At 45.0% G+C, this 20,326-nt stretch carries 14 protein-coding genes and 3 pseudogenes; 9 read left to right on the top strand and 8 right to left on the bottom strand.

All coding sequences use genetic code 11. From position 1 onward, the window contains the following. Positions 1–28 precede the first annotated feature (28 nt). The 3 genes from C9J03_RS26630 (at position 29) to C9J03_RS04970 (ending at position 1,724) form a co-directional block, all read left to right on the top strand. Positions 29–283: a hypothetical protein gene (locus tag C9J03_RS26630; RefSeq protein WP_044622297.1), complete on the top strand. Its 255-nt coding sequence runs from the start codon at positions 29–31 to the stop codon at positions 281–283. A gap of 45 nt (positions 284–328) precedes the next feature. Further along, on the top strand, positions 329–1,093 hold the full coding sequence (bioH, locus tag C9J03_RS04975; protein ID WP_044622298.1) for a pimeloyl-ACP methyl ester esterase BioH: 765 nt from the start codon (positions 329–331) through the stop codon (positions 1,091–1,093). A gap of 169 nt (positions 1,094–1,262) precedes the next feature. Further along, positions 1,263–1,724 carry a hypothetical protein gene (locus C9J03_RS04970; protein WP_044622299.1) on the top strand — a complete coding sequence of 154 codons (462 nt, stop codon included), beginning with the start codon at positions 1,263–1,265 and terminating at the stop codon, positions 1,722–1,724. Between the two features lie 59 nt (positions 1,725–1,783). Here the strand turns inward: C9J03_RS04970 and C9J03_RS04965 are convergent, their stop codons facing one another. Beyond that, entirely contained in the window at positions 1,784–4,114 is a 2,331-nt protein-coding gene (locus tag C9J03_RS04965) for a Tex family protein (protein WP_044622300.1), read from the bottom strand. A 114-nt stretch (positions 4,115–4,228) separates the two neighbouring features. Further along, positions 4,229–4,558, bottom strand: a pseudogene (gene greB, locus C9J03_RS04960) (transcription elongation factor GreB); the annotation flags it as partial. A 546-nt stretch (positions 4,559–5,104) separates the two neighbouring features. On the opposite strand from greB (C9J03_RS04960), the gene gmtY reads away from it, so the two are divergent. Genes gmtY through greB (C9J03_RS04935) form a run of 4 tightly spaced genes read left to right on the top strand, consistent with a single transcriptional unit; the run spans position 5,105 to position 11,657 of the window. Further along, positions 5,105–6,376, top strand: coding sequence for a gamma-mobile-trio recombinase GmtY (gene gmtY, locus C9J03_RS04950; RefSeq protein ID WP_231580699.1), 1,272 nt, complete (start codon positions 5,105–5,107; stop codon positions 6,374–6,376). Further along, positions 6,376–10,527: a gamma-mobile-trio integrase GmtZ gene (gene gmtZ, locus C9J03_RS04945; RefSeq protein WP_082060562.1), complete on the top strand. Its 4,152-nt coding sequence runs from the start codon at positions 6,376–6,378 to the stop codon at positions 10,525–10,527. The genes gmtY and gmtZ overlap by 1 nt, the downstream gene beginning before the upstream one ends. Before the next feature lies 1 nt (position 10,528). After that, the gene (gene gmtX / locus C9J03_RS04940) at positions 10,529–11,152 is read left to right on the top strand and encodes a gamma-mobile-trio protein GmtX (RefSeq protein ID WP_052829709.1); all 624 of its coding nucleotides are present in this window, start codon (positions 10,529–10,531) and stop codon (positions 11,150–11,152) included. A gap of 22 nt (positions 11,153–11,174) precedes the next feature. Next, a complete protein-coding gene (gene greB, locus C9J03_RS04935) occupies positions 11,175–11,657 on the top strand; it encodes a transcription elongation factor GreB (protein WP_044622302.1) in 483 nt (160 codons plus the stop codon). A 341-nt stretch (positions 11,658–11,998) separates the two neighbouring features. Here the strand turns inward: greB (C9J03_RS04935) and C9J03_RS04930 are convergent. From C9J03_RS04930 to C9J03_RS04900, 6 genes and pseudogenes are all read right to left on the bottom strand, one after another. Further along, a pseudogene (locus C9J03_RS04930) lies at positions 11,999–12,157 on the bottom strand (helix-turn-helix domain-containing protein); the annotation flags it as partial. 354 nt (positions 12,158–12,511) lie between these two features. Then, positions 12,512–13,669 (bottom strand): phosphorylase family protein, encoded by a 1,158-nt coding sequence (locus C9J03_RS04920; protein WP_052829710.1) that lies wholly within the window; start codon positions 13,667–13,669, stop codon positions 12,512–12,514. A 3-nt stretch (positions 13,670–13,672) separates the two neighbouring features. Further along, positions 13,673–14,119, bottom strand: coding sequence for a response regulator (locus C9J03_RS04915; protein ID WP_044622304.1), 447 nt, complete (start codon positions 14,117–14,119; stop codon positions 13,673–13,675). Then, positions 14,103–17,060 carry a hypothetical protein gene (locus tag C9J03_RS04910; RefSeq protein ID WP_044622305.1) on the bottom strand — a complete coding sequence of 986 codons (2,958 nt, stop codon included), beginning with the start codon at positions 17,058–17,060 and terminating at the stop codon, positions 14,103–14,105. The genes C9J03_RS04915 and C9J03_RS04910 overlap by 17 nt, the downstream gene beginning before the upstream one ends. A gap of 122 nt (positions 17,061–17,182) precedes the next feature. Beyond that, positions 17,183–17,641 (bottom strand): DUF4231 domain-containing protein, encoded by a 459-nt coding sequence (locus tag C9J03_RS04905; protein WP_044622306.1) that lies wholly within the window; start codon positions 17,639–17,641, stop codon positions 17,183–17,185. A gap of 122 nt (positions 17,642–17,763) precedes the next feature. Then, positions 17,764–17,907: pseudogene (locus C9J03_RS04900) on the bottom strand (transcription elongation factor GreB); the annotation flags it as partial. A 328-nt stretch (positions 17,908–18,235) separates the two neighbouring features. Here C9J03_RS04900 and ompR point away from each other — a divergent pair. Together ompR and envZ are read left to right on the top strand one after the other, a co-directional pair. Continuing rightward, positions 18,236–18,955 (top strand): osmolarity response regulator transcription factor OmpR, encoded by a 720-nt coding sequence (ompR, locus tag C9J03_RS04895; RefSeq protein ID WP_039457175.1) that lies wholly within the window; start codon positions 18,236–18,238, stop codon positions 18,953–18,955. Between the two features lie 3 nt (positions 18,956–18,958). Next, the gene (gene envZ, locus C9J03_RS04890) at positions 18,959–20,308 is read left to right on the top strand and encodes a two-component system sensor histidine kinase EnvZ (RefSeq protein WP_044622307.1); all 1,350 of its coding nucleotides are present in this window, start codon (positions 18,959–18,961) and stop codon (positions 20,306–20,308) included. Positions 20,309–20,326 lie beyond the last annotated feature (18 nt).

The raw sequence follows: 20,326 nt of genomic DNA, 5'->3' as shown, positions 1-20,326 counted from the left end.
ACCAGAACTTGCGCTGGAATTTGAGCTGGTGGATCAGCTGGCGCAGCGGGAAGTGGTATTCGCCGGCACGGTAGAAGCGCTGCCAGGGATTGGCCCGGCCCAGGCACTGGCCGCAGTGGCTGGCGTGTGCCAGCAGGGTGTTGCCGCAATGGTGGCAGTAGGGCGGGCACGGAAAGCGAGCAAGGCAATGGCTGCACCACAGGGGATGGCCGCCGTCACTGGGCTGCTGACAAAGCTGGCAGCGATGGTAGCGGCGGAGAAGGTTGGTGAATTGGGTGAATAGCGATACCATCCGTGATATCCCGAGGCGTAAATACAGGAAATATAGATGACAGCACAGCTTCACTGGCAAACGGAAGGGCAAGGTTCCGATCTACTTCTCATTCATGGCTGGGGTATGAACGGAGCCGTGTGGCAGCAGGTCTTGCCAGTGCTTGCCCAGCATTACCGGGTGCATGTGGTGGATCTGCCGGGTTACGGCCATAGCCGCCACCATCCGGCTGCCGATGTCGACGAGATGGCCGATATGCTACTGGCGCAAGCCCCAGCGCAGGCGACTTGGCTCGGTTGGTCGCTGGGCGGCTTGGTTGCGACAGCTGCGGCATTGCAGGCTCCGGGCAGGGTACAGCAACTGGTAACCGTAGCGAGCTCGCCGCGGTTTGCAGCCGAAGAGACCTGGCGCGGGATCAAGCCTCAAGTGCTGGACGAGTTCCGCCGCCAGCTCGATCTCGATTTCAGAGCCACCATCGAGCGCTTTATGGCCCTGCAGGCAATGGGGAGCCGGACGGCCCGGCAGGATATCCGCCAGCTCAAGGAGGCGGTGCTGTCCCGTCCCGAACCCAACCCGGCTGCGCTGGCGCTTGGGTTGGATATCTTGGCCCGGGTCGATTTGCGCCCCGAACTGGCGGCAGTCTCGCCGCCGTGGCTGCGGCTCTACGGCCGGCTCGATAGCCTGGTACCGGCAAAGGTCGCCCGCGATCTAGACCAGCTCGCCCCGCAGTCACAGCGGCATGTGTTTGCGGGTGCTTCCCATGCGCCGTTTATCTCCCATCCTGATGAATTTATCGATACGCTAAAAGCGTTTACGGGGTAATATGAGTACAGCGGCCGAGCCCGGTCTGGCTAAACTTTTTCGTGCTTGGGCCGATAGCAGGGTGAGGGCGCGAATTCGAGGCTGTTACGGGTTTTGTGGCGAGGGTGGAGAGAGGGAAACCAACATGACAATCGGCACCAAGCGAAGTGGCTAGGAGAGAGGCTACGACATGCTAGTCACTCCCGTACAGGTGGGCGCGCCAGCCGTGGCCCCGACCATTAACCCGCCGACCGAGCAAACGGCGCGGGACAACCGTGTCCGTGAGAAAATCGTCCCGACCACCGAAATGCAGTCCTCTGCTCAGGAACGAGCCTTGAGCAGCGAAGAGAAACAACTCAAGAAGCCTTCCTGGGATCCCTCCGAACACCCCGATTACCAGCAGTCGGCCGTGGAAGACAAACACTACGGTTACCAGGATGCGATGGAAAGGCTGGTCAAAGCGCTGTCGGCCGACAGCTATATGGCGGGCGTCAGCGATCTGGGGTACTCGATGCATATCAAGCTGCCGCGAGAGTTGCTCGAGGCACTGGAGCAGATCAGCCTGTCTGAGCGCACCAAGGGGGTGGTGGCCCACAAGTATGCCCAGGCCACGGTGCCGAACCCGCCGACCGAGTATTTGGTGGTGTTGTAGTGTAAAAAAAGAGCCGGCACACGTGCCAGCTCTTTTTCGTTTATAGGTTTATAGCCGCTTTACTTCTTCTTGGCGTTGGCAAACGCGGCAGCAAAAGCCCCGCCCATCGCGCTGTTGCCCGACTGACGGTCTTGGCGCTGGCGAGACGATTGGTTGCGCGAGTTGCCCTGAGGACGGGTTTGCTGCGGTTTGCGGGCCGGCTTGCTGTCCTGGCCTGGCTCGTCGCCCAGGCGCATCGACATCCCGATTCGGTTGCGTTGCAGATCGACTTCCATCACCTTGACCTTGACGATATCACCGGCCTTGACCACTTCGCGCGGGTCAGACACGAACTTGTCCGACAGCGCGGAGATATGTACCAGGCCATCCTGATGGACACCGACATCGACAAAGGCCCCGAAGTTGGTGACGTTGGTGATCACCCCTTCCAGCACCATACCCGGGATCAGATCTTTAACCTCGTTGACCCCTTCGGCGAAGGTGGCAGTCTTGAATTCCGGGCGCGGATCGCGGCCCGGCTTGTCGAGCTCGCTGATGATATCGGTTACCGTCGGCAGACCGAATTTCTCATCGGTATAGTCAGCGGCCTTGATGCTGCGTAGGAACTCGGTGTTGCCGATAATGGCATCGAGCGCCTTGTCGTTGGCTGCGGCGATGTTCTTGACCACGGCATAGGACTCAGGGTGAACCGCCGAGCTATCAAGCGGGTTCTTGCCCCCCATGATACGCAGGAAACCGGCACACTGCTCGAATGCCTTCGGCCCGAGGCGCGCGACTTTCTTCAGCGTGGTGCGGCTGTCGAACCGGCCGTTCTCATCACGGTAGTTCACGATGTTCTGGGCGATGGTGCCGTTCAGGCCAGCCACGCGGGTTAGTAGCGCAGGGGATGCGGTATTCACATCAACGCCGACGGCGTTTACGCAGTCCTCGACCACGGCATCCAGGCGCTTGGCCAGCATGCTCTGGCTGACATCATGCTGGTACTGGCCCACACCGATGGATTTCGGATCGATCTTCACCAGCTCGGCCAGCGGGTCTTGCAGGCGGCGACCGATAGACACCGCGCCGCGCAGTGATACATCCAGTTGCGGGAATTCGTTGGCAGCCAGCTCTGACGCCGAGTAAACCGATGCGCCTGCTTCACTGACCATTACGCTCTGGATCTTGAGGTTGTTGTCCTTGAGCAGGGTGGCCACAAAGCTGTCTGTTTCACGTGAAGCAGTACCGTTACCGATCGCAATCAAATCAACGTTGTGCTTGTTCAGCAGTGCCAGCAAGGTGGCTTCGGCTTCGGCCACCCGGGCACGGGCGGTGTGCGGGTAGATTGTGGCGGTATCCAGCAGCTTGCCGGTCGCATCGACAACCGCCACCTTACAGCCGGTACGCAGGCCCGGGTCAAGCGCCAGCGTGACACGCGGGCCGGCAGGCGCGGCCATCAGTAAGTCTTTCAAGTTGTCGGCAAACACCTGCATGGCGCCGTCTTCGGCTTTTTCCCTCAGTGCTGCCATCAGCTCGGTTTCCAGGTGCATGGCAATCTTGATCCGCCATGCCCAGCTGATCACCTGCTTGCGCCAGGTATCAGCCGGCTGGGTACCCAGTTTCACACCGAGGTGGTCGGCAATCATCACTTCGCAGTAGGAGCCGCGCACGCCTTCTTCCTGGTTTGGATCGGCGTTGAGGCTGATCTGCAAAAAGCCTTCGTTGCGACCGCGGAACAAGGCCAAGGCGCGGTGGGAAGGAATATTCTTGAATAGTTCGTTGTACTCGAAATAGTCTTTGAACTTGGCGCCTTCTTGCTCCTTGCCTTCCACTACGCGCGAGGTCAGTTCGGCTTGGGAGAGTAGGTGGCGGCGGATTTTCTCCAGCAGGGTCGCATCTTCGGCAAAACGTTCCATCAAGATAGCGCGGGCACCGTCGAGCACGGCCTTGGTATCGGCAAAGCCCTTGTCGGCATCGACATAGGCAGCGGCACTGTCTTCCGGTATCTGGCTCGGATCGCTCCATAGCGAGTCGGCCAACGGCTCAATGCCTGCTTCAATGGCGATTTGCCCTTTGGTACGGCGCTTGGGCTTGTAGGGCAGATAGAGATCTTCAAGGCGGGTCTTGCTGTCGGCACCTTTGATCGCCGCTTCGAGCTCGGCGGTTAGCTTGCCCTGCTCGGTAATGGACTTGATGATCACCTGGCGACGGTCTTCGAGCTCGCGCAGGTAGCCGAGGCGAGATTCCAGGTTGCGGAGCTGGGTATCATCCAGCCCGCCGGTCACTTCCTTACGGTAACGGGCCACGAAAGGCACGGTATTACCGTCATCGAGCAAAGTGATTGCGGCCGTGACTTGTTCTTGGCGAACATTCAGCTCATTGGCAATCATCTGGTTGATCGTATTGCTCATCCGTTCATTTCTCTTGTTGTCTGGTATGGGCCCATTCTACGGGCGATTGGCAAGCAGGCAAGCCATCGCATGTTAGCGAACTGTCAGTAACGTGCGATGCCTCATACCTTGGGGTTATCGGTAGCGGATACTGTTGACGAACCATTCTTTTTTGCCCGCTGGCGTATTGACTTCGACGTCGTCATCGACTTCTTTTTTCAGCAGCGCCCGGGCCATGGGGGAGTCAATCGAAATATAGTCGTTGCGGCCGTAGATCTCATCCGGGCCGACAATGCGGAAAGATTTGGTTTCGCCTTCGTCGTTCTCGATTTCGACCCAGGCACCGAAGAACACCTTGCCGTCTTGCTGCGGTGAGTAGTCAACCACTTGTACTTGCTCGAGGCGTTTGCGCAGGTAGCGAACCCGGCGGTCGATTTCGCGCAGGCGCTTCTTGTTGTACTGGTATTAGTTCTACTCAAAAAAGCATACTAAAACTACACACATCAATACTATAGGTTAAACCAGGCTTGATAACTATGAAACTGGCATGCGTGAGAACTATAAACTATATACTAATTGGTATGTTAAGAAATCCTTAGTATTGGTTGAACTATGTGAACTCCGAAAGAGGTGCTGAAATGTCAGAATTTTTCTATAGCTTTGAGCAAGCTAGGAAGGCGGCAATTAATCTGAAGATAAAGTCAGTGAAAGAGTATAGAGAGTGCGTTACAAAAAAAACGAAAGATAAATCTTCCCTAAACATTGATGCGCGAAAAACGCGGAAATAAGTGTATTGAGGTGGACTATGAATTATAACAAGCGATGGACGAGTTGGAGTGAGTTTTTAGAGAGCTGTAGTCGATCCTCTGATAGTGATGAGCTGGAATGTAAAAAGGCGCAGCAGTTTAAGCATCTACCTATAAGCATGACTCGCTATTACACCAAAAATTGGTCTGGATGGCGTGACTACTTCGAAAAAGCAAAGAAATGAGTTTCGTGATAAAGCGAGGAGTGAACTACAAAGCTGGGAAAGGTCGGCCTTCGTTTCGCTTTCCGGCGCTTTTGACTGAGAGTGGTTTGCTGATTTCTCACTTGAGGTTTTTGCATGAGAATCGTTACAAGTCTCAATCATGGCTGGAGCGCAATACCTTTGCTGTAGAGCTTCTTTTAAAATTTTTAGAGCGCCAAGTATCAAGCTTTTCATCAGCCACAGAGTTATTAAGAGGGTTTGTTGAAGCATTACAGTTTGGAACAATTCAAGACGGAAAAGATAACTCTGGTTTGTTCTGGTCTCCTCGAAGAAATGAAGACGTTAATGTTCTCCTTCGTCATATTACTGATTATTGCGACTACTTAGACAGTATCCATGGAACTAATCTACCGAAGCTGAACCCTTTAAGAAAATCGACTTATGCAGAAGAACGTATGCAGTGGTGTGCTTACTACAGAAGGCATAGCCGTAGCTTTCTGAATCACTTAGTGAAACCATCGACACAACAGCTTTCACTTGCAAGAAAAATTCGCGGACCTGAAAGACATTTTGTTGATGTTGAAGCGGTATATCGCTTCCCTGAAGACCGAATTGAAGACTTACTTTTACATGGGTTTGTTTCTGCGTCAGGAGAGCCGGATTATGCTAGTCAGTTGATCGTAATGCTAATGCATTTCGGTGGGCTGCGAATGTCAGAGTGTTTCCACATATATACCGATGATATATCAATAGATCCCAAGTCAGGCTCTGCTCTTATATCTGTTTACCATCCAAGTAACGGAAAGTCTCCTGACGAACGTTTCAGTAAACGAAGAGAGTATTTAGCTCATAAATACCGACTTAAACCCCGAAATGAGTATTCGAGAAGTCATAGACTCTACGCTGGCTGGAAAGGACCTTTACTTACAAATATTAACCTGTCTTTTGATGTGATGTTTTATCCAGCAAGTAAAGCTGTTGAGTTTACTCTGTTACTACAAAAATATCTTTCGACTAGACCAGTTTCAGAATTTCCTTTCCTATTTGTTAACTCAAAAGGTAATCCAGAGAGTAAGAAAAATTTCCATCAAAAGCATAACAGAGCCGTTCAACGAATTGGGCTCGAGCCCTGCAAATCGTTAGGGACAACCCCACATGCACATCGCCATGCCTACGGCTATCGATTGGGGCAAGGAGGTTTTTCTCAGCTAGAAATTCAAAAAGCGATGCATCATAAAAGCCCTGATAGTTGTTTGGTCTACTTGAAACCTTCAGACGACGAGGTTCGTCAGCAAATGAGAAGCGCTCACTGATGAAAACATTCTACAAAACTGTAAACCAAGCAAGCAAAGCGGCGATAGGGTTAGGCATTCAATCGCTGCGGGAATATAAGCAGCGCTATAAAGAAGATGAGCGTCTTCCCTCGAATCCAGATAAGTTTTACACAGATGATTGGGTTGATTGGTTTAGCTTTCTGGATAAAGAGAAACGGTCTTTGTATCTGACATATGCAGAGGCAAGCAAAGCGGCGATAGGATTAGGCATTCAATTGTTGCAGGAATATAAGCAGCGCTACAAAGAAGATGAGCGTCTTCCCTCACGTCCAGATGTGGTCTTTGCCGATGATTGGGTTGATTGGTTTAGCTTTCTGGATAAAGAGAAGCGGTTTTTTTATCCGACATATGTAGAAGCAAGCAAAGCGGCGATAGGATTGGGCATTCAATCGCATCGAGAATATAAGCAGCGCTACCAAGACGATGAGCGTCTTCCCTCGAATCCAGATCAGGTTTATGCGGATGATTGGGTTGATTGGTTTAGCTTTCTGGATAAAGAGAAGCGGTTTTTGTATCTGACATATGCAGATGCAAGTAAAGCAGCGATAGGATTGGGCATTCAATCCCAGCCGGAATATAGGCAGCGCTACCAAGACGATGAGCGTCTTCCTTCGAATCCAAACCAGGTTTATGCGGATGATTGGGTGGATTGGATTAGCTTTCTGAATAAAGAGAAGCGGTCTTTGTATCTGACATATGCAGAGGTAAGCAAAGCGGCGATAGGTTTGGGCATTCAATCGCAGTCGGAATATAATCAGCGCTACAAAGAAGATGCGCGTCTTCCCTCACGTCCAGATGTGCTCTTTGCAGATGATTGGGTGGATTGGTTTAGTTTTCTGGATAAAGAGAAGCGGCCTTGGTATCTGACATATGCAGAGGCACGCAAAGCGGCGATAGGATTGGGCATTCAATTCCTGCCGGAATATAAACAGCGCTACAAAGAAGATGAGCGCCTTCCCTCGAGTCCACATCAGGTTTACGCCGATGATTGGGTGGATTGGTTCAGTTTTCTGGGTAGAGAGAAGCCTACTTGGTACCTGACATATATAGAGGCAAGCGAAGCGGCGATAGGAATGGGCATTCAATCCCAGCCGGAATATAAGCAGCGCTACAAAGAAGATGAGCGTCTTCCCTCGAGTCCAGAACAAGTTTATGCGGATGACTGGGTGGATTGGTTTAGTTTTCTGGATAAAGAGAAGCGCACTTTGTATCTAACATATGCAGAGGCAAGCAAAGCGGCGATAGCTTTGGGCCTTCAATCGCCCCAAGAATATAAACAGCGCTACAAAGAAGATAAATGTCTTCCCTCCAACCCAAGGACGTTTTATGGTGATGATTGGGTCGATTGGATTCATTTCTTATTGCCTAGCGACATATCTCATCTGAAACAGTTCAAAACAGCATGTGCGATTCTAAAAATAAAAAACTCGTCTCAATACAGAGTTACGCAAAAGAACTACCCTCAATTACCATCCAAACCCGAAAAAAGAATAACCAACTGGAGCAATTGGTATGACGCTCTCGATATTCCAAGACCTTATGAATATGACGAACTAGCTGCTTTGGTTCAAAGGAAAGGTATTTCGAGTTTCGCAGAGTATGCGAAACTTCGGGCTGAATCCAATGACCCTAGGATGCCAGCTAAGCCAGAAGAGCATTACCAAGGAAAGGGGTGGACTAATACTTATGACTTCTGGGGAACGAAGCGACCATATCAAGTTAAATACTTTACCGATGAATGGTCACTTTGGTCGGAGACGGTAAAAGAGTTTCTCAAGTCTGCACGTGGGGGAGATACCAAAGCAAAAGACTTATGTGAATTTGTTCGTGAATACATTGAGCCAAATGGCTTTGAAACATCCCCGCTGGAGTTTCTAACACGTGGCTCGACAAACATTCAACCAATGCTGAATCTGTTTGAACAAGTTCCAGTGACACGAAGAAAAAAATGGGTGTTCTCAATCAATGAATTCTTAGATTGGATTATCTCAAATTATCTTATTTTGGAAGACACAGAGACCGGAGAAATTACTCACATCAAGGACGCTAAAAACCCTTTCAGTCACGTTAACTTTAATGGAGAGGCTGAACCTCAAGTTGTAAATGAAACAGACAAGATGTCTCTGCCTTATCAATATGTAAAAGCGGGGCGAGAGTGGATATTTCCATTGGACTCTATAGAGAAAAAGCTAAGCTATCGAGATTTAGCTCATTTGCATCGTTTTTCATCAGATTGGATACAGATCAACGATAGCTCTCTCCTAGATAAGAATGACCCCGACTGCGTTTTCAAAGTTGAAAATGGAAAAACCTATCTTTGGTTTCCAGCATACTGGACCTATACGTACTCACTAATGCAACTCCCTGCTAGAGGGATACAAATCGTCTATTGCGACTCCGGAGAGGCTGATCAAGAACTCGCCGACTTTAAGAACAATAAAGTCGTTTGGAAGAAAAATAGGACTATGTTGGCTGGCCTAACCAATCGGCAGAGCATGGTGAGTAAGTCAGCGCAAGGAGAGTTCGGTGTTCATTACACGTCGAACAAAACTAAGTTTGATGGTTCGGGCTACACGATTCCCTTCATGCCGAGAGAGATGGCATATTGGTTGGTAAAGCTTAGAAAGTGGCAACAAAAATATAATCCACTTAAGGAGCCAACGAGATGGCTTGATTGTGAGCGCACCAATCTAAACGAAGTACAGCGTAAACAAAAAGGGGCTAATTGTTTCTTATTTAGAGACTATCTAGAAAAAGAGCCTGGCATATTTGGTGGCAGGTTAACGACGCGACTTGCTGCTGCGCTATATTTCTCTGGCAAGAATGATATTACAACGGCTACCTACAAAGGATTGAAATACAATCAATCGATTAAAGAGTTGGAAAATAGTCAAACGATACCGCTTTCACACTTCAAATCTCCTTACACTCCCCACTCAATGCGCGTCAGTCTGATTAACGCGTACGCCTTTGAATTTGGTATTCCTTTGGAAGTCATTATGAAATTGGTCGGTCACTCCAGCATTATGATGACAATCTACTATACCAAGAGCGGTAAAACAGGCGCCAACTTACGAGAGAAAATGGAGTTGGGAGAAAAAGAGGCAATGAGCAAAGCAACACAAACGCTCAAATCGTTTGTGGAACAGCAGAGAATTGAAGAGGTTAAATCACAGTTGGTAGGTTCATCTGTGGATCTACTAAATACACTAGGCAATGCTCGGCCGGCCTCCAGCTATCTTTGGAAAGATTTTGGCATCTGCCCTGTTGGAGGTGCTTTTTGTTCAGAAGGGGGCTGTCGAGTAGCCACAAAAGCTAACATATATCACCCAGTACCAGCGGGTTATTTGGGAGAGCAGAATTGCTTTCTGTGTCGATTCTTTATTACCGGCCCTGCTTTTTTGGTTGGACTTGCAGCCATGTTCAATGAGATAAGCCTAGCCGTAAACACTCAGTCTATACGTTACACTTCGCTTGGGCAGAAGCTTGATGATATTGCAGAAAAGATAGATGTCATTGATCACCAACTATACAAAATAAAAGTGGATAGCTCAGAGAAGTCGGCTTTGGAGTCTGATAGACGTGAGTTAGTTGGAGAGCGTATGCACTTGAACTCGGAAATTGAAACACGAGCGAAGAAGCTAGATCTGTACCTTTCGGACATGAACGCGATTCACCGCCATATACATAATTGTCAAACACTTATGAGTAACCCTAAAGAAAATACTGAGAATCACTGTCAGCTTATAGTTCCGCAAGAATTCGAAATAGGTTTTGAACTCGATGATGTCAGCTATTTTCATCAACTATCCGAAGTTTGCTCGAATGCAGAACTGTTTCACAGCTGTAGTGATGAACAAGCTGTAACGAGACGCTCACAGATGATCGACAAAATGATGGTCGAAAATGGTATTCAGCCGCAACTCTTCTTACTGTCAGAAGAAGAACAGCTTGCAGTGGGGAACCAGTTAACAGAGTTAATGCTGACAAGGTTGAAAGGCTGGGAGAACGTCGACCGTCTCATGGATGGGAGTTTGACCTTAAAGGACTTATCGATAGATAACCAGTTCGATGAAAAGATGATTCGTGAATTGTTTGAGAAGTCGAAACCACTAAAAAGGATCGGCTAGCATGTCAGAGATTACTCCTGAGCAAGTACTGAGTCAGCTAAAAAAGAAAGCTTCATCTCGAGTACAGAACTCGTTAGAGGCCGTGTTTACCATATGCAAGGAACAACAAGAGCGTGGATTGAATGACTTTAGTTATTCAACGATTGCCCGTCTTGGGACAGGTCGAGGGGTTCCAGCTGCACAGAGTATCCGAAACAAAACGGGTGAATCGTACCGAACTTTAATTGCCAGCTTCAACTCTTCAGCAAAAGACCTACCACGGCCAGCACGAAATACCTCAAAAGGTAAGATGTACGCTTGGATAGATGAGCTCGACGATCCGGTAGTTAAGCTTCAAGCTAACATTCTCTATTCTCAGAAAAAGGAAGCGGAGCGATTGCTAAATGAAGTAGTGCCCATCAATCAGGTTATTGAAGTGTTCGATAACGTCGATATCTCTGTTGCGTCGATCAAGCTCACTGAGCTGGAACGAAGCGCACTGGAGTACCTCATTTCTAGTGAGTTTTTGCGCAGACATCAATTGGAGCTTGGAAAAAATGGCAGTATAGTCTCGAGTGATACTCAAAAGTCTTTTTTCCATGTCGCGACCATAGATGCGATAAAGAAAGCATTACAGAATCTATAACAAAATCAGGAATTACTTAAGCGTGAAAACCAAGCTAATTACTCGAGAAGGCTATAACAAGCTTAAAGAAGAACATGACTACTTGTGGAATGTGAAGCGGCCTGAAATCACAAAGATAGTGACGTGGGCTGCTAGTCTTGGTGATCGTTCTGAAAATGCTGATTACACCTTCAATAAACGTATCTTGCGTCAAATAGATCGAAGAGTTCGCTTCTTACGAAAGTTCCTGCCTGATGTAACCGTTGTTGATTACTCACCTCAGCAAGAGGGGAGGGTTTTCTTTGGTGCTTGGGTAGAAATTGAGAACGAAGCCGGTGATGTTAAAAAGTTTCGCATCGTTGGTCCGGAAGAAATCTATGGTGATGCTAAAGATTACATCTCAATCGACTCTCCAATGGCCAGAGCATTACTCAAAAAAGAAGTTGATGATGAATTTGTTGTGAAAACGCCTGAAGGGGACAAGGAGTGGTTCATTAACTCCATTGAGTATGAAAAGGGCAGCTAAAGAGTGCCCTTTATCAATTCTTTGACTGCGGTTACTTCGCTTAATCACAGTCCTTTAATATCTTGTGTATAGTTATCAAAATTTGACCAAAGACGGTCATTAGCCCAATAGCAATGGTCTCTTTACCTGTTGAGGCTAGATGGAGTGCAAATGTAAGGGTTAGAAGTGCAATGATGACTGTTATATGGCGAAGAAAATTTGTCATAGCTATAGCTCCTATGACCACACTTGTTAGATGTAGCCGGCAGTCACTATAGATCCGAAAAAGCTCTTCACCGATAGTATTTTACGATTAGATTAAAATAGAGGTTCGTTGATTAATCTAGCGTATTGGCTGTTAATTAGTCAATGCCTTGATCGCGATTGGACAGTTGATTGATGAGTGTTTTCTTATCCGCATCACTCATACTCGAAATCAAACAAGCCAATTCCGCGGTTAATTCATCTTCACAAAAAAAGTAGTTCAAAGGCACGCCTAATTCATCTGCCATGTGAACCAAGAAGCATGGTTTTACACTATCGCTGAGGAGAGACTCTCACAATTCGCAGAAAGAGTTGGAGATGATTTGCCTGAAGGATATGAGATCGTAAATAAAATAGAGAGGGATAATTTTGAAGGGGTTTGCAACGTAAATTTAAAACTAGTCTGCAATATTAAAAATGGATTTAAAAGTATAAGTTAATATAGAGATGAAAGTATTGTTTCCATAAGAGAATCATGTCATATAGATATTGATGTTAAAATATCAGAGTTTAGGCAGAGAATTGTCAATGCACAATTCTCAACACTTCATTTAAATCAGTAGTTTTTCAATTTAATATTAATTATTCATCATTAAATTAATGATGAATAATTATATTTTACCTAACTGTTGCTCTAGAATGTTAGCTACATACCTGGCTGAAATTGTACAGCCAACATCATGATACATATCTCCTTTTGAACTGTCTCCCATATCTACAACAGCTTTTGCACCAAAACATAATGGGTTGCAAAGAGATTGAGCAGCAGCTTCATATAAAGCATACATTTCCATTTCTAGGCCTGCCATCTTTCTGTGTTGAAGGCCAATTCTTTTCATCATTTCATCATCAGCAATAACAGCAGAACCAGATGAGATTGGTGCAACTTTAATACTCATTTCTCCAAGCTCTGTCATGAATAAACCATTTCTAATTATATTCTTGAGTGATTCATTTTCAGTTGATTGTTCTAAATCAACTTGAAGTGGCCTATGTATGTCTACTTGATATGGCTCTTGTACAAATTCTCCATCTTTCCATTTTCCAGTTTGATATTCCCAGCAAGTCTTGCCAACGATTAAATCTAGATAATTAGATTCACCCTTAACACCAGCACAAATTCCACTCATTGTTACAATTTTAGGTTGGAATAACTCTATAGCTTTCGATGCAATAATAGCCATGTTTACAAGACCCATATTGTGAGGCTTTACAATGAAACCATTAAAGTTACCTATTGATATATCAGTACAGTCCATTCCAAAAATATTTTTTGCTTGACCAACAGTAAAGCCTGTAGATGAAAAAGCTTGTTTTTCTTTGGATAAAGCACAGAAAATCAAAAAATCACATCTAACCCTCTGAGATGCTCTATTTATTTTTTGTTTTAGAGCTGCTTTCCACCCATTAGAAGAGTCGTAAGAAACTAATGTTATTCCTACTTGATTAAAAGATTGAATATCTTCAATTTCGTTAATTTCAAATTGAGTTAGTGCTATAGCTTCAGATTGGTAGTTTTTACTCTCTGAAAAATCATTGATAAGTTCAAATGAACAATCTCTTTCTTGAGATACTTGATGAATATCTGGTAGGTACATATCAAAAATAACCAAGTCAAAAAGATCGCTATATAGCGAACGTCTGGCACTATTTAGATCTTTAGCATGTACAACCGAAGGCTTGTTAGCTGCATTACTGAGCTCGGTATTAATAACATACTCAATTGCTTGTTGTTTTTCGTTGTTATCTTCAATAAGTAAAATCTTCATTAATTATCTCAAGAATTTAGTTGTAACTTTTTTCCACTTTTCACTATGAATGTGATCATAATAGCAAGCTTCAATTTTTGTAAAGCCATATTCATATTTAAAAGCCTCAGCGGATTCTTCTACTGGAATTGGTTCTTCTTCAATTTCGATCTCTGGATATTGAGTTAGTATCAATATTGGAAGATCCGTTAAGCCATTTTGCATTAGTTCAAATAGTACCTCTATCCCCCCTGTCGGAAGAGGTACAGGGGTACCTTGTCCAGGTAGAGCCTTATGGCTAGGGAGTGACATATCAAGAACAATTTTACTTGGTATTGATTGTGTCAGAGAAATTACAGCATCCCTAACATTATCAACAATCTTCATATCTTGATTGATAAGATCTGTATTATTTAAAATCTCTACTATTTGAGATGATTTATGCTCATCATCCTCAACTATCAATATCATTGTATTTTCCTCTACTGCTTAACTCAAAGTAGAACTCAAAACAAAGCATGGTGTTTTCTTCATCGGTCATAAAGCTAATATTACTAATACTTCCTTCTTTTTCTAATTTTCGTAATTTTTTAAGACCACTTTTGCCTTCAATTATATGGGCATCATCATCGTTATCAGTTATTTTTAGCCCTTTCTCTATTTGCTCTTTTGCATGGTTTAATGCTTCGTATGAATCAACCTCTGACATTAAATTGATCTTGATTGCATTTCTATCTTCTGGCTTCGATACAGAGAACAGTATTTTCCCATCAGATTTACCATGACGAGCAGTATTATGAACTAAAACATATAAAGCATCATAAATTACATAGTATGTACCACCATTAACAGAGAAGTTACGATCATCTAAATCTATTACTGGATTGAAGTTACTGACACTATCTTTTACCTCTGATACTACAACATTAAAAAGAAGATAAATATCAGTACTAGGAGATGCATAATTTGGCTTATTGAACCATGATGCCATTAGACCAAACTTCTGGCCTGTTATTGAGTTCACTTCTTGAGTGAATTTTGAATATTGTCTTCTGAATTTATTGCTATAGTTTTTTGGTGTATAAGAGAATACACCATGAGAAGACTTCATCTCACTTAGTAATTTTTTTGTTCTTGTTAAATCATAATCAACAAGCTTCCAGCAACAATCAGTGATTAAACTTGGCAATCTAATCACACCGCTTCTTTTTGAATAAATATTCAAAATCTCAATAATTAACTGATCTGCAGCTGTGTTTTTTATAGGAGAGTCTATGGATGTTGTTATTAATCCATGCGGCTTACGTTTACTTTTAATTTGCAGATGAGTCTTCACTAAGTCCTCAATCATAGATTCATATTGAAGCATCCACTCATCAAACTTATTTTTAAAATCTTTATCTTCAAAAAGGTGCTGATATTCTTCCTTTTTAGGAAGGTTTTTAACTTCAGTTATAGCTGTACCTTTAAAAGTTCCATGCCTTATACGTCTACCAAGATAAGACGCAATGCCGAATACTTTATTTTCACAGAATTCTTTATAACAGTTTAAAATAGAATCAATAATTTCTTCTGAAGTACCTAGGCTTGCATTCTTTTTACTCCAGTCGAGCTTAACAAATTGACTACCTATAATTAGATTATCTAATGCCATGGTGAGTTTACTTACCATGTTATCTTCGAACCATTGAGTAAATTTTAATGGGTCAACATAGATCCTTGAATCGTCAATTGTTCCCCTTTCTTTATTAATTTGAATATCGATTCTAAGAGTTTTTGCTCTATCAATGTACCTCTCATCATCTGTCTTTTCACCAAACCAATGAAGCATGTCTGCTCTTAGTTGTAATGCGTCAACAGGTTTTTCAACTAATAAGAAAAGTGTACAGAGGAAAGTTTCATTACATGCTTGTAGTAAATGCTCAGCTACTGCTGGGGATACGTCATAGAGATATTTAAGTAACTCTATGAGGTCAGAATTGAATTCATTAATACAATAGTTTTGTATAGTTGAACGTAATTGATGCTCATTATATTGGCTGTTCTTATTAATTGTAATTAAGCATTGAGTAACCAGCTTTAATTGATTATCTTTTGCTGAGTTGGCGATTGATAAAAGGTAATCTGGATGGCAAATCTGTCCAACATCACGACTAAAAGACATTAGTTTTACAAAAAGGAGTTGCTCTTCTTCATCAAGATGTCCTTGCTTCTTGGTTAGTAAATGAATTAGAGCTGTTGAATTTTCTAACATGCCACATGTTGAAGATTCATATTTATCCCAATTGATATGGACTTCATTAAAGTTTGAACACTTAAGTTGATTTAAGCTATTTAATCCTAAAAAATATCGGTCAATTAGATTTTTCACATGAGAGATGGAAGAGTAATTATTTGAAAAGTCGGAATAATAATACCCATGAATAGTTAGAAACTCTAAAGCTTTTGGCTGCTCAACAAATAAAAAACACTCTCTTAAGTAATAATAACCACTGCTCTCATCTATAGACTCATACATAGTGTCTGGTAAAAAATCGATGCAAGTGATTTTTTCATATGCAGAACTTAATTCATCTTTTATTTCTAATTTAGTCAAGAAGGGAAGATCTTGACTAATAATCATCTTAAAGTACAAAAAAGCGTCAAATAGAGAGAATGAGTAGAATGCACTTAAGGTTTGATCAAACTCTTTTGAGTCTTGTGGTATTGGCTTAATAAATGATTTTGCTATATAACCATAAGGAAACGTTCCTGAAAAATCATTTATTCTCTTACAAATAGCAAGATGAGATGTCCGAAGATTACTTAATTGTGTTACAGCTTCTTCAACGAAAGAACACTTAGATAGTTGGATTTTTGATTTTAAGAAATCAATCTTACTTAAGACCTCATTGTCTTCATAACTTAATAGATTGTATCTATTAGTTATATAAGAGAGCATTCTTATGAGAAATATTGAAGTCCCTTTTAAGTCAACCATTTCATTACAAGCATTAAGAGCTGAAATAAGATCGTTATCTTTAAGGTATTTAACTATATCTTCAGCCTTTTCAGATATCTCTAATAATTTACTTGAATAACAATCTATCTGAAATGTTATTTCTCTTGGCGAAAACTCTACTAAACTTGGCATTCCTTTTGGACAATGCTCATTAAATAACTGTCCAATATCATTATTATCAAAGATAGGGCTTGTTTTAATATACTGTAGAGCTTTTTTATAATCTGAGTATTTACAGTTATGCTTTATCTTTTCTAGGGCTTTTTTCGTGCTTCTGTGGCTGGAAGGATCTATACCTCGGACGAGGTTTCTAGCTTTTTTAGATTTGATATCTTGGACTTGTATAGTGGATCTTGTTCGTGTTTTTGGCACCACTGAACGGATGAAGCTATTATCGATCGTATTAATCATATGCAGAACGCCATAGAGTAAGCTTACTTTAAGCAGCTTATCACTATATGAAACCCGTATAAATACTTGTTTTGTGATATGTATCAAACTGAGGTGTAACAGTTCTTAGTTTGATAAATAAACTATTTGATTTTTTTATTTTGAGCAGGTGTGTATTCAATAACCTGGCTAGACCAAGTCATGTTAGTTTTAGATATTATATCTGTAGTATATTTTATTAATAACTTGTCAGCCTCAGTATCAGGAATGTCGGAAAACTCTTCAACTTTGAACTGGTACTTAGCCCTCAAAACTTCTAGTTGTCTTTGAGCTGTTTTGTATGTTGTCCATAGAATTTGTGGCTTTCTAAGCTGTAACCAAGCTGTACAAAAAGCAGCCACCCCAGATAAAGCTGAAGGGATGACTTTAGAAAATATAAATGTTTCACCTAAGGCTAGAAACATTGGGGCAGAAATACTGCAAAACATAATAAGTCGAAAACACCACAATGATTCAAGTTTATTGTGGGCTGATTTACCTTTGAAGTGCGTAATCCACTCATCTGCGTAAGCAAGCTGATTATTTGTACTTTCCTTTGACATAAACAATTCGTTAGCTCTGAAGTACTATGTAAATAGTACGTAAAATTAGTACTGATACTGTATTTAAACATATTAGTATCAATGTATTAAGCTTTTTAGTACTGCTGTAGTAGATCTATAGGGTAATCGGCATTCTCCGAGCGGTCGCCGAGGCTGGCGGCCCAGGTTACCTTCTTGGTCACTTCGGGGCGCTCTTCTTTCCACAGGAAATCGAGCTCATTTTTCAGTTTGTCATAGCCCTCGCGGGTAATGAGGTTGGTTTTCATCGCAGGATCCGGTTTCTATCGGGTTGCTGGAAGCTGAATGTCTCTGTTATTGCCCATAGTCGTTCGGCACGGGGCACAGATCAAGTCTCAGCGACTCAGAATGCGTATTGTTTTGGATAGTTCCTTGAATTTAGGTTAGTTTAGAAGGTAGGTAAACAATCAATATTGTTGCGCTACCGGATAAATGCTGCCCATAAGCGGGCAGCTCTGACATAAACGGTAACAATTTAGTGGTTATTTTAGCGGCAAATTTCAGCTAACCGCTGGGTGTGTCGAGTAAAATACGCCCAAAGCACGATAATTTTGGTCGATGCAAGTAAGGTGAGATATGCAGGAAAATTATAAGATTCTAGTTGTTGATGATGACATGCGTCTGCGTGCGCTGCTGGAACGTTACCTCTCTGAGCAGGGCTTCCAAGTGCGTAGCGTGGCCAACGGTGAGCAAATGGACCGCTTATTGTCCCGTGAAACCTTCCACCTGATGGTCTTGGATCTGATGCTGCCGGGTGAAGATGGCCTCTCGATTTGCCGCCGTTTGCGTAATGCCAACAACATGCTGCCGATCCTGATGCTGACCGCCAAGGGGGACGAAGTCGATCGCATCGTCGGCTTGGAAGTCGGTGCCGACGACTACCTGCCTAAGCCATTCAACCCGCGTGAGCTGCTGGCACGCATCCGTGCTGTTTTGCGCCGCCAGACGGTTGAAGCGCCGGGTGCACCGAGTGTTGACAGCAAGATTATCGAGTTCGGCGAGTTCCGCCTGAACCTGGGTACCCGCGAAATGTTCCGTGGCGAGGAGTCGATGCCGCTGACATCAGGCGAATTTGCGGTATTGAAAGCCTTGGTCACCAATGCCCGTGAACCGATGTCCCGCGACAAGCTGATGAACATGGCCCGTGGCCGTGAATACTCGGCAATGGAGCGTTCAATTGACGTTCAGATCTCGCGTCTGCGCCGGATGATTGAAGAAGACCCAAGTCGCCCACGCTACATCCAGACCGTATGGGGACTGGGCTACGTATTCGTACCGGACGGCAGCGAGGCGTAAGCCATGCGACTGTCGCCACGCAGTACCTTTACCCGTACTCTGATCCTGCTGGCTGGCTTGCTGATAGCCAGCCAGATTTTCTCTTATCTGGCGGTACTTAACTACGCCTTGCTGCCGAGCCTGCAGCAGTTCAACCGGATCCTCGCCTACGAGGTGAAGTTGATGCTCAAGGAAGATGTTGAACTCGCCGACGGTAATACTTTCCATCTCGATACTCCGCTCAGGCGCCAGTTGCTCGAGCAGCTGGGGGTGACCCTGCATGCCGAGGACGGGACCGATCCTGCCCATGATGAAGAGCTGCAGGAGTTTGCCAAAGCCACGGTCATTGAATACCTCAGTGAGGAGATGACCCAGGAGCTGGCGTCGCCGACCGAGGTGCGTCTGGTACTAGGGGCGGACAGTTATGTGTTGTGGCTCAGAAGCGAATCGATACCGGGTTACCTGATGCGGATCCCGCTCTCGGAGTTGCAGGAAGATGACTTCTCACCGCTGTTCCATTACAGCCTGATCATCGCCTTTATGGTGATTGCAGGCGGTTGGCTGTTTATCCGGATCCAGAACCGTCCGCTGGTGGCCCTGGAGCAAGCAGCCCTTCAGGTGGCGAAGGGCGAGACACCACCGGTATTGCCCGAGCGCGGCGCGTCGGAAATTCGTGCGGTGACCAAGGCATTCAACCGGATGTCGGCAGGCATCAAGCAACTTGAAGACGACCGTGCCCTGCTGATGGCCGGTGTCAGCCATGACTTGCGTACGCCACTGACCCGTATCCGCCTGGCGACTGAGATGATGTCACCGGAAGATAGCTATTTGGCCGAGAGCATGATCAATGACACGGAAGAGTGCAACGAGATCATCAGCCAGTTCATGGACTATCTCAAGTCAACCAAGAAACAGGCGGAAGAAGAGCTTGAGCTTAACTACCTGCTCGAAGAGGTGGCCGAAGCGGAAGGCGGGTACGAGCGTCAGGTCGATTTGGCACTGTCTGATATTCCTGGGGTGATTATTGGTAACGGGGTCTCAATCAAGCGCTCGATCACCAACCTGGTGACCAATGCCCAGCGCTATGGTAACGGCTGGGTCCAGATTTCCAGTGGCACCGCCGCCGATCGCAAGAGCGCTTGGTTCTGTGTCGAGGACGATGGACCGGGTATTGATCCTGACCAAGTGGCAAAGATGTTCCAGCCGCTGACCAGGGGAGATACGGCGCGGGGGACGGATACCGAAGGGACCGGTTTGGGGCTGGCGATTGTCAAACGCATCATTGACCAGCACGAAGGGGTGATTCAGGTCTCCAACCGCCGCGAAGGCGGCCTGCGGGTGCAGATCAGCTTGCCACTGCAGGCCAAGAAGTAGCGTTCATACCCGTTGGCA

It is taken from the genome of Photobacterium gaetbulicola, from assembly GCF_003025515.1.
Lineage (GTDB): Bacteria > Pseudomonadota > Gammaproteobacteria > Enterobacterales > Vibrionaceae > Photobacterium > Photobacterium gaetbulicola.
Note: the sequence above shows the minus strand (reverse complement) of the source record. Positions and strands in the feature narration are given on the sequence as shown.

What these genes read in the sequence shown, in the direction of transcription:
- bioH (WP_044622298.1), top strand. Translation starts at nt 329, where the DNA reads ATGACAGCACAGCTTCACTGGCAAACGGAAGGGCAAGGTTCCGATCTA.
- C9J03_RS04970 (WP_044622299.1), top strand. Translation starts at nt 1,263, where the DNA reads ATGCTAGTCACTCCCGTACAGGTGGGCGCGCCAGCCGTGGCCCCGACC.
- C9J03_RS04965 (WP_044622300.1), bottom strand. Translation starts at nt 4,114, where the DNA reads ATGAGCAATACGATCAACCAGATGATTGCCAATGAGCTGAATGTTCGC.
- gmtZ (WP_082060562.1), top strand. Translation starts at nt 6,376, where the DNA reads ATGAAAACATTCTACAAAACTGTAAACCAAGCAAGCAAAGCGGCGATA.
- gmtX (WP_052829709.1), top strand. Translation starts at nt 10,529, where the DNA reads ATGTCAGAGATTACTCCTGAGCAAGTACTGAGTCAGCTAAAAAAGAAA.
- C9J03_RS04920 (WP_052829710.1), bottom strand. Translation starts at nt 13,669, where the DNA reads ATGAAGATTTTACTTATTGAAGATAACAACGAAAAACAACAAGCAATT.
- C9J03_RS04915 (WP_044622304.1), bottom strand. Translation starts at nt 14,119, where the DNA reads ATGATATTGATAGTTGAGGATGATGAGCATAAATCATCTCAAATAGTA.
- C9J03_RS04910 (WP_044622305.1), bottom strand. Translation starts at nt 17,060, where the DNA reads ATGATTAATACGATCGATAATAGCTTCATCCGTTCAGTGGTGCCAAAA.
- C9J03_RS04905 (WP_044622306.1), bottom strand. Translation starts at nt 17,641, where the DNA reads ATGTCAAAGGAAAGTACAAATAATCAGCTTGCTTACGCAGATGAGTGG.
- ompR (WP_039457175.1), top strand. Translation starts at nt 18,236, where the DNA reads ATGCAGGAAAATTATAAGATTCTAGTTGTTGATGATGACATGCGTCTG.
- envZ (WP_044622307.1), top strand. Translation starts at nt 18,959, where the DNA reads ATGCGACTGTCGCCACGCAGTACCTTTACCCGTACTCTGATCCTGCTG.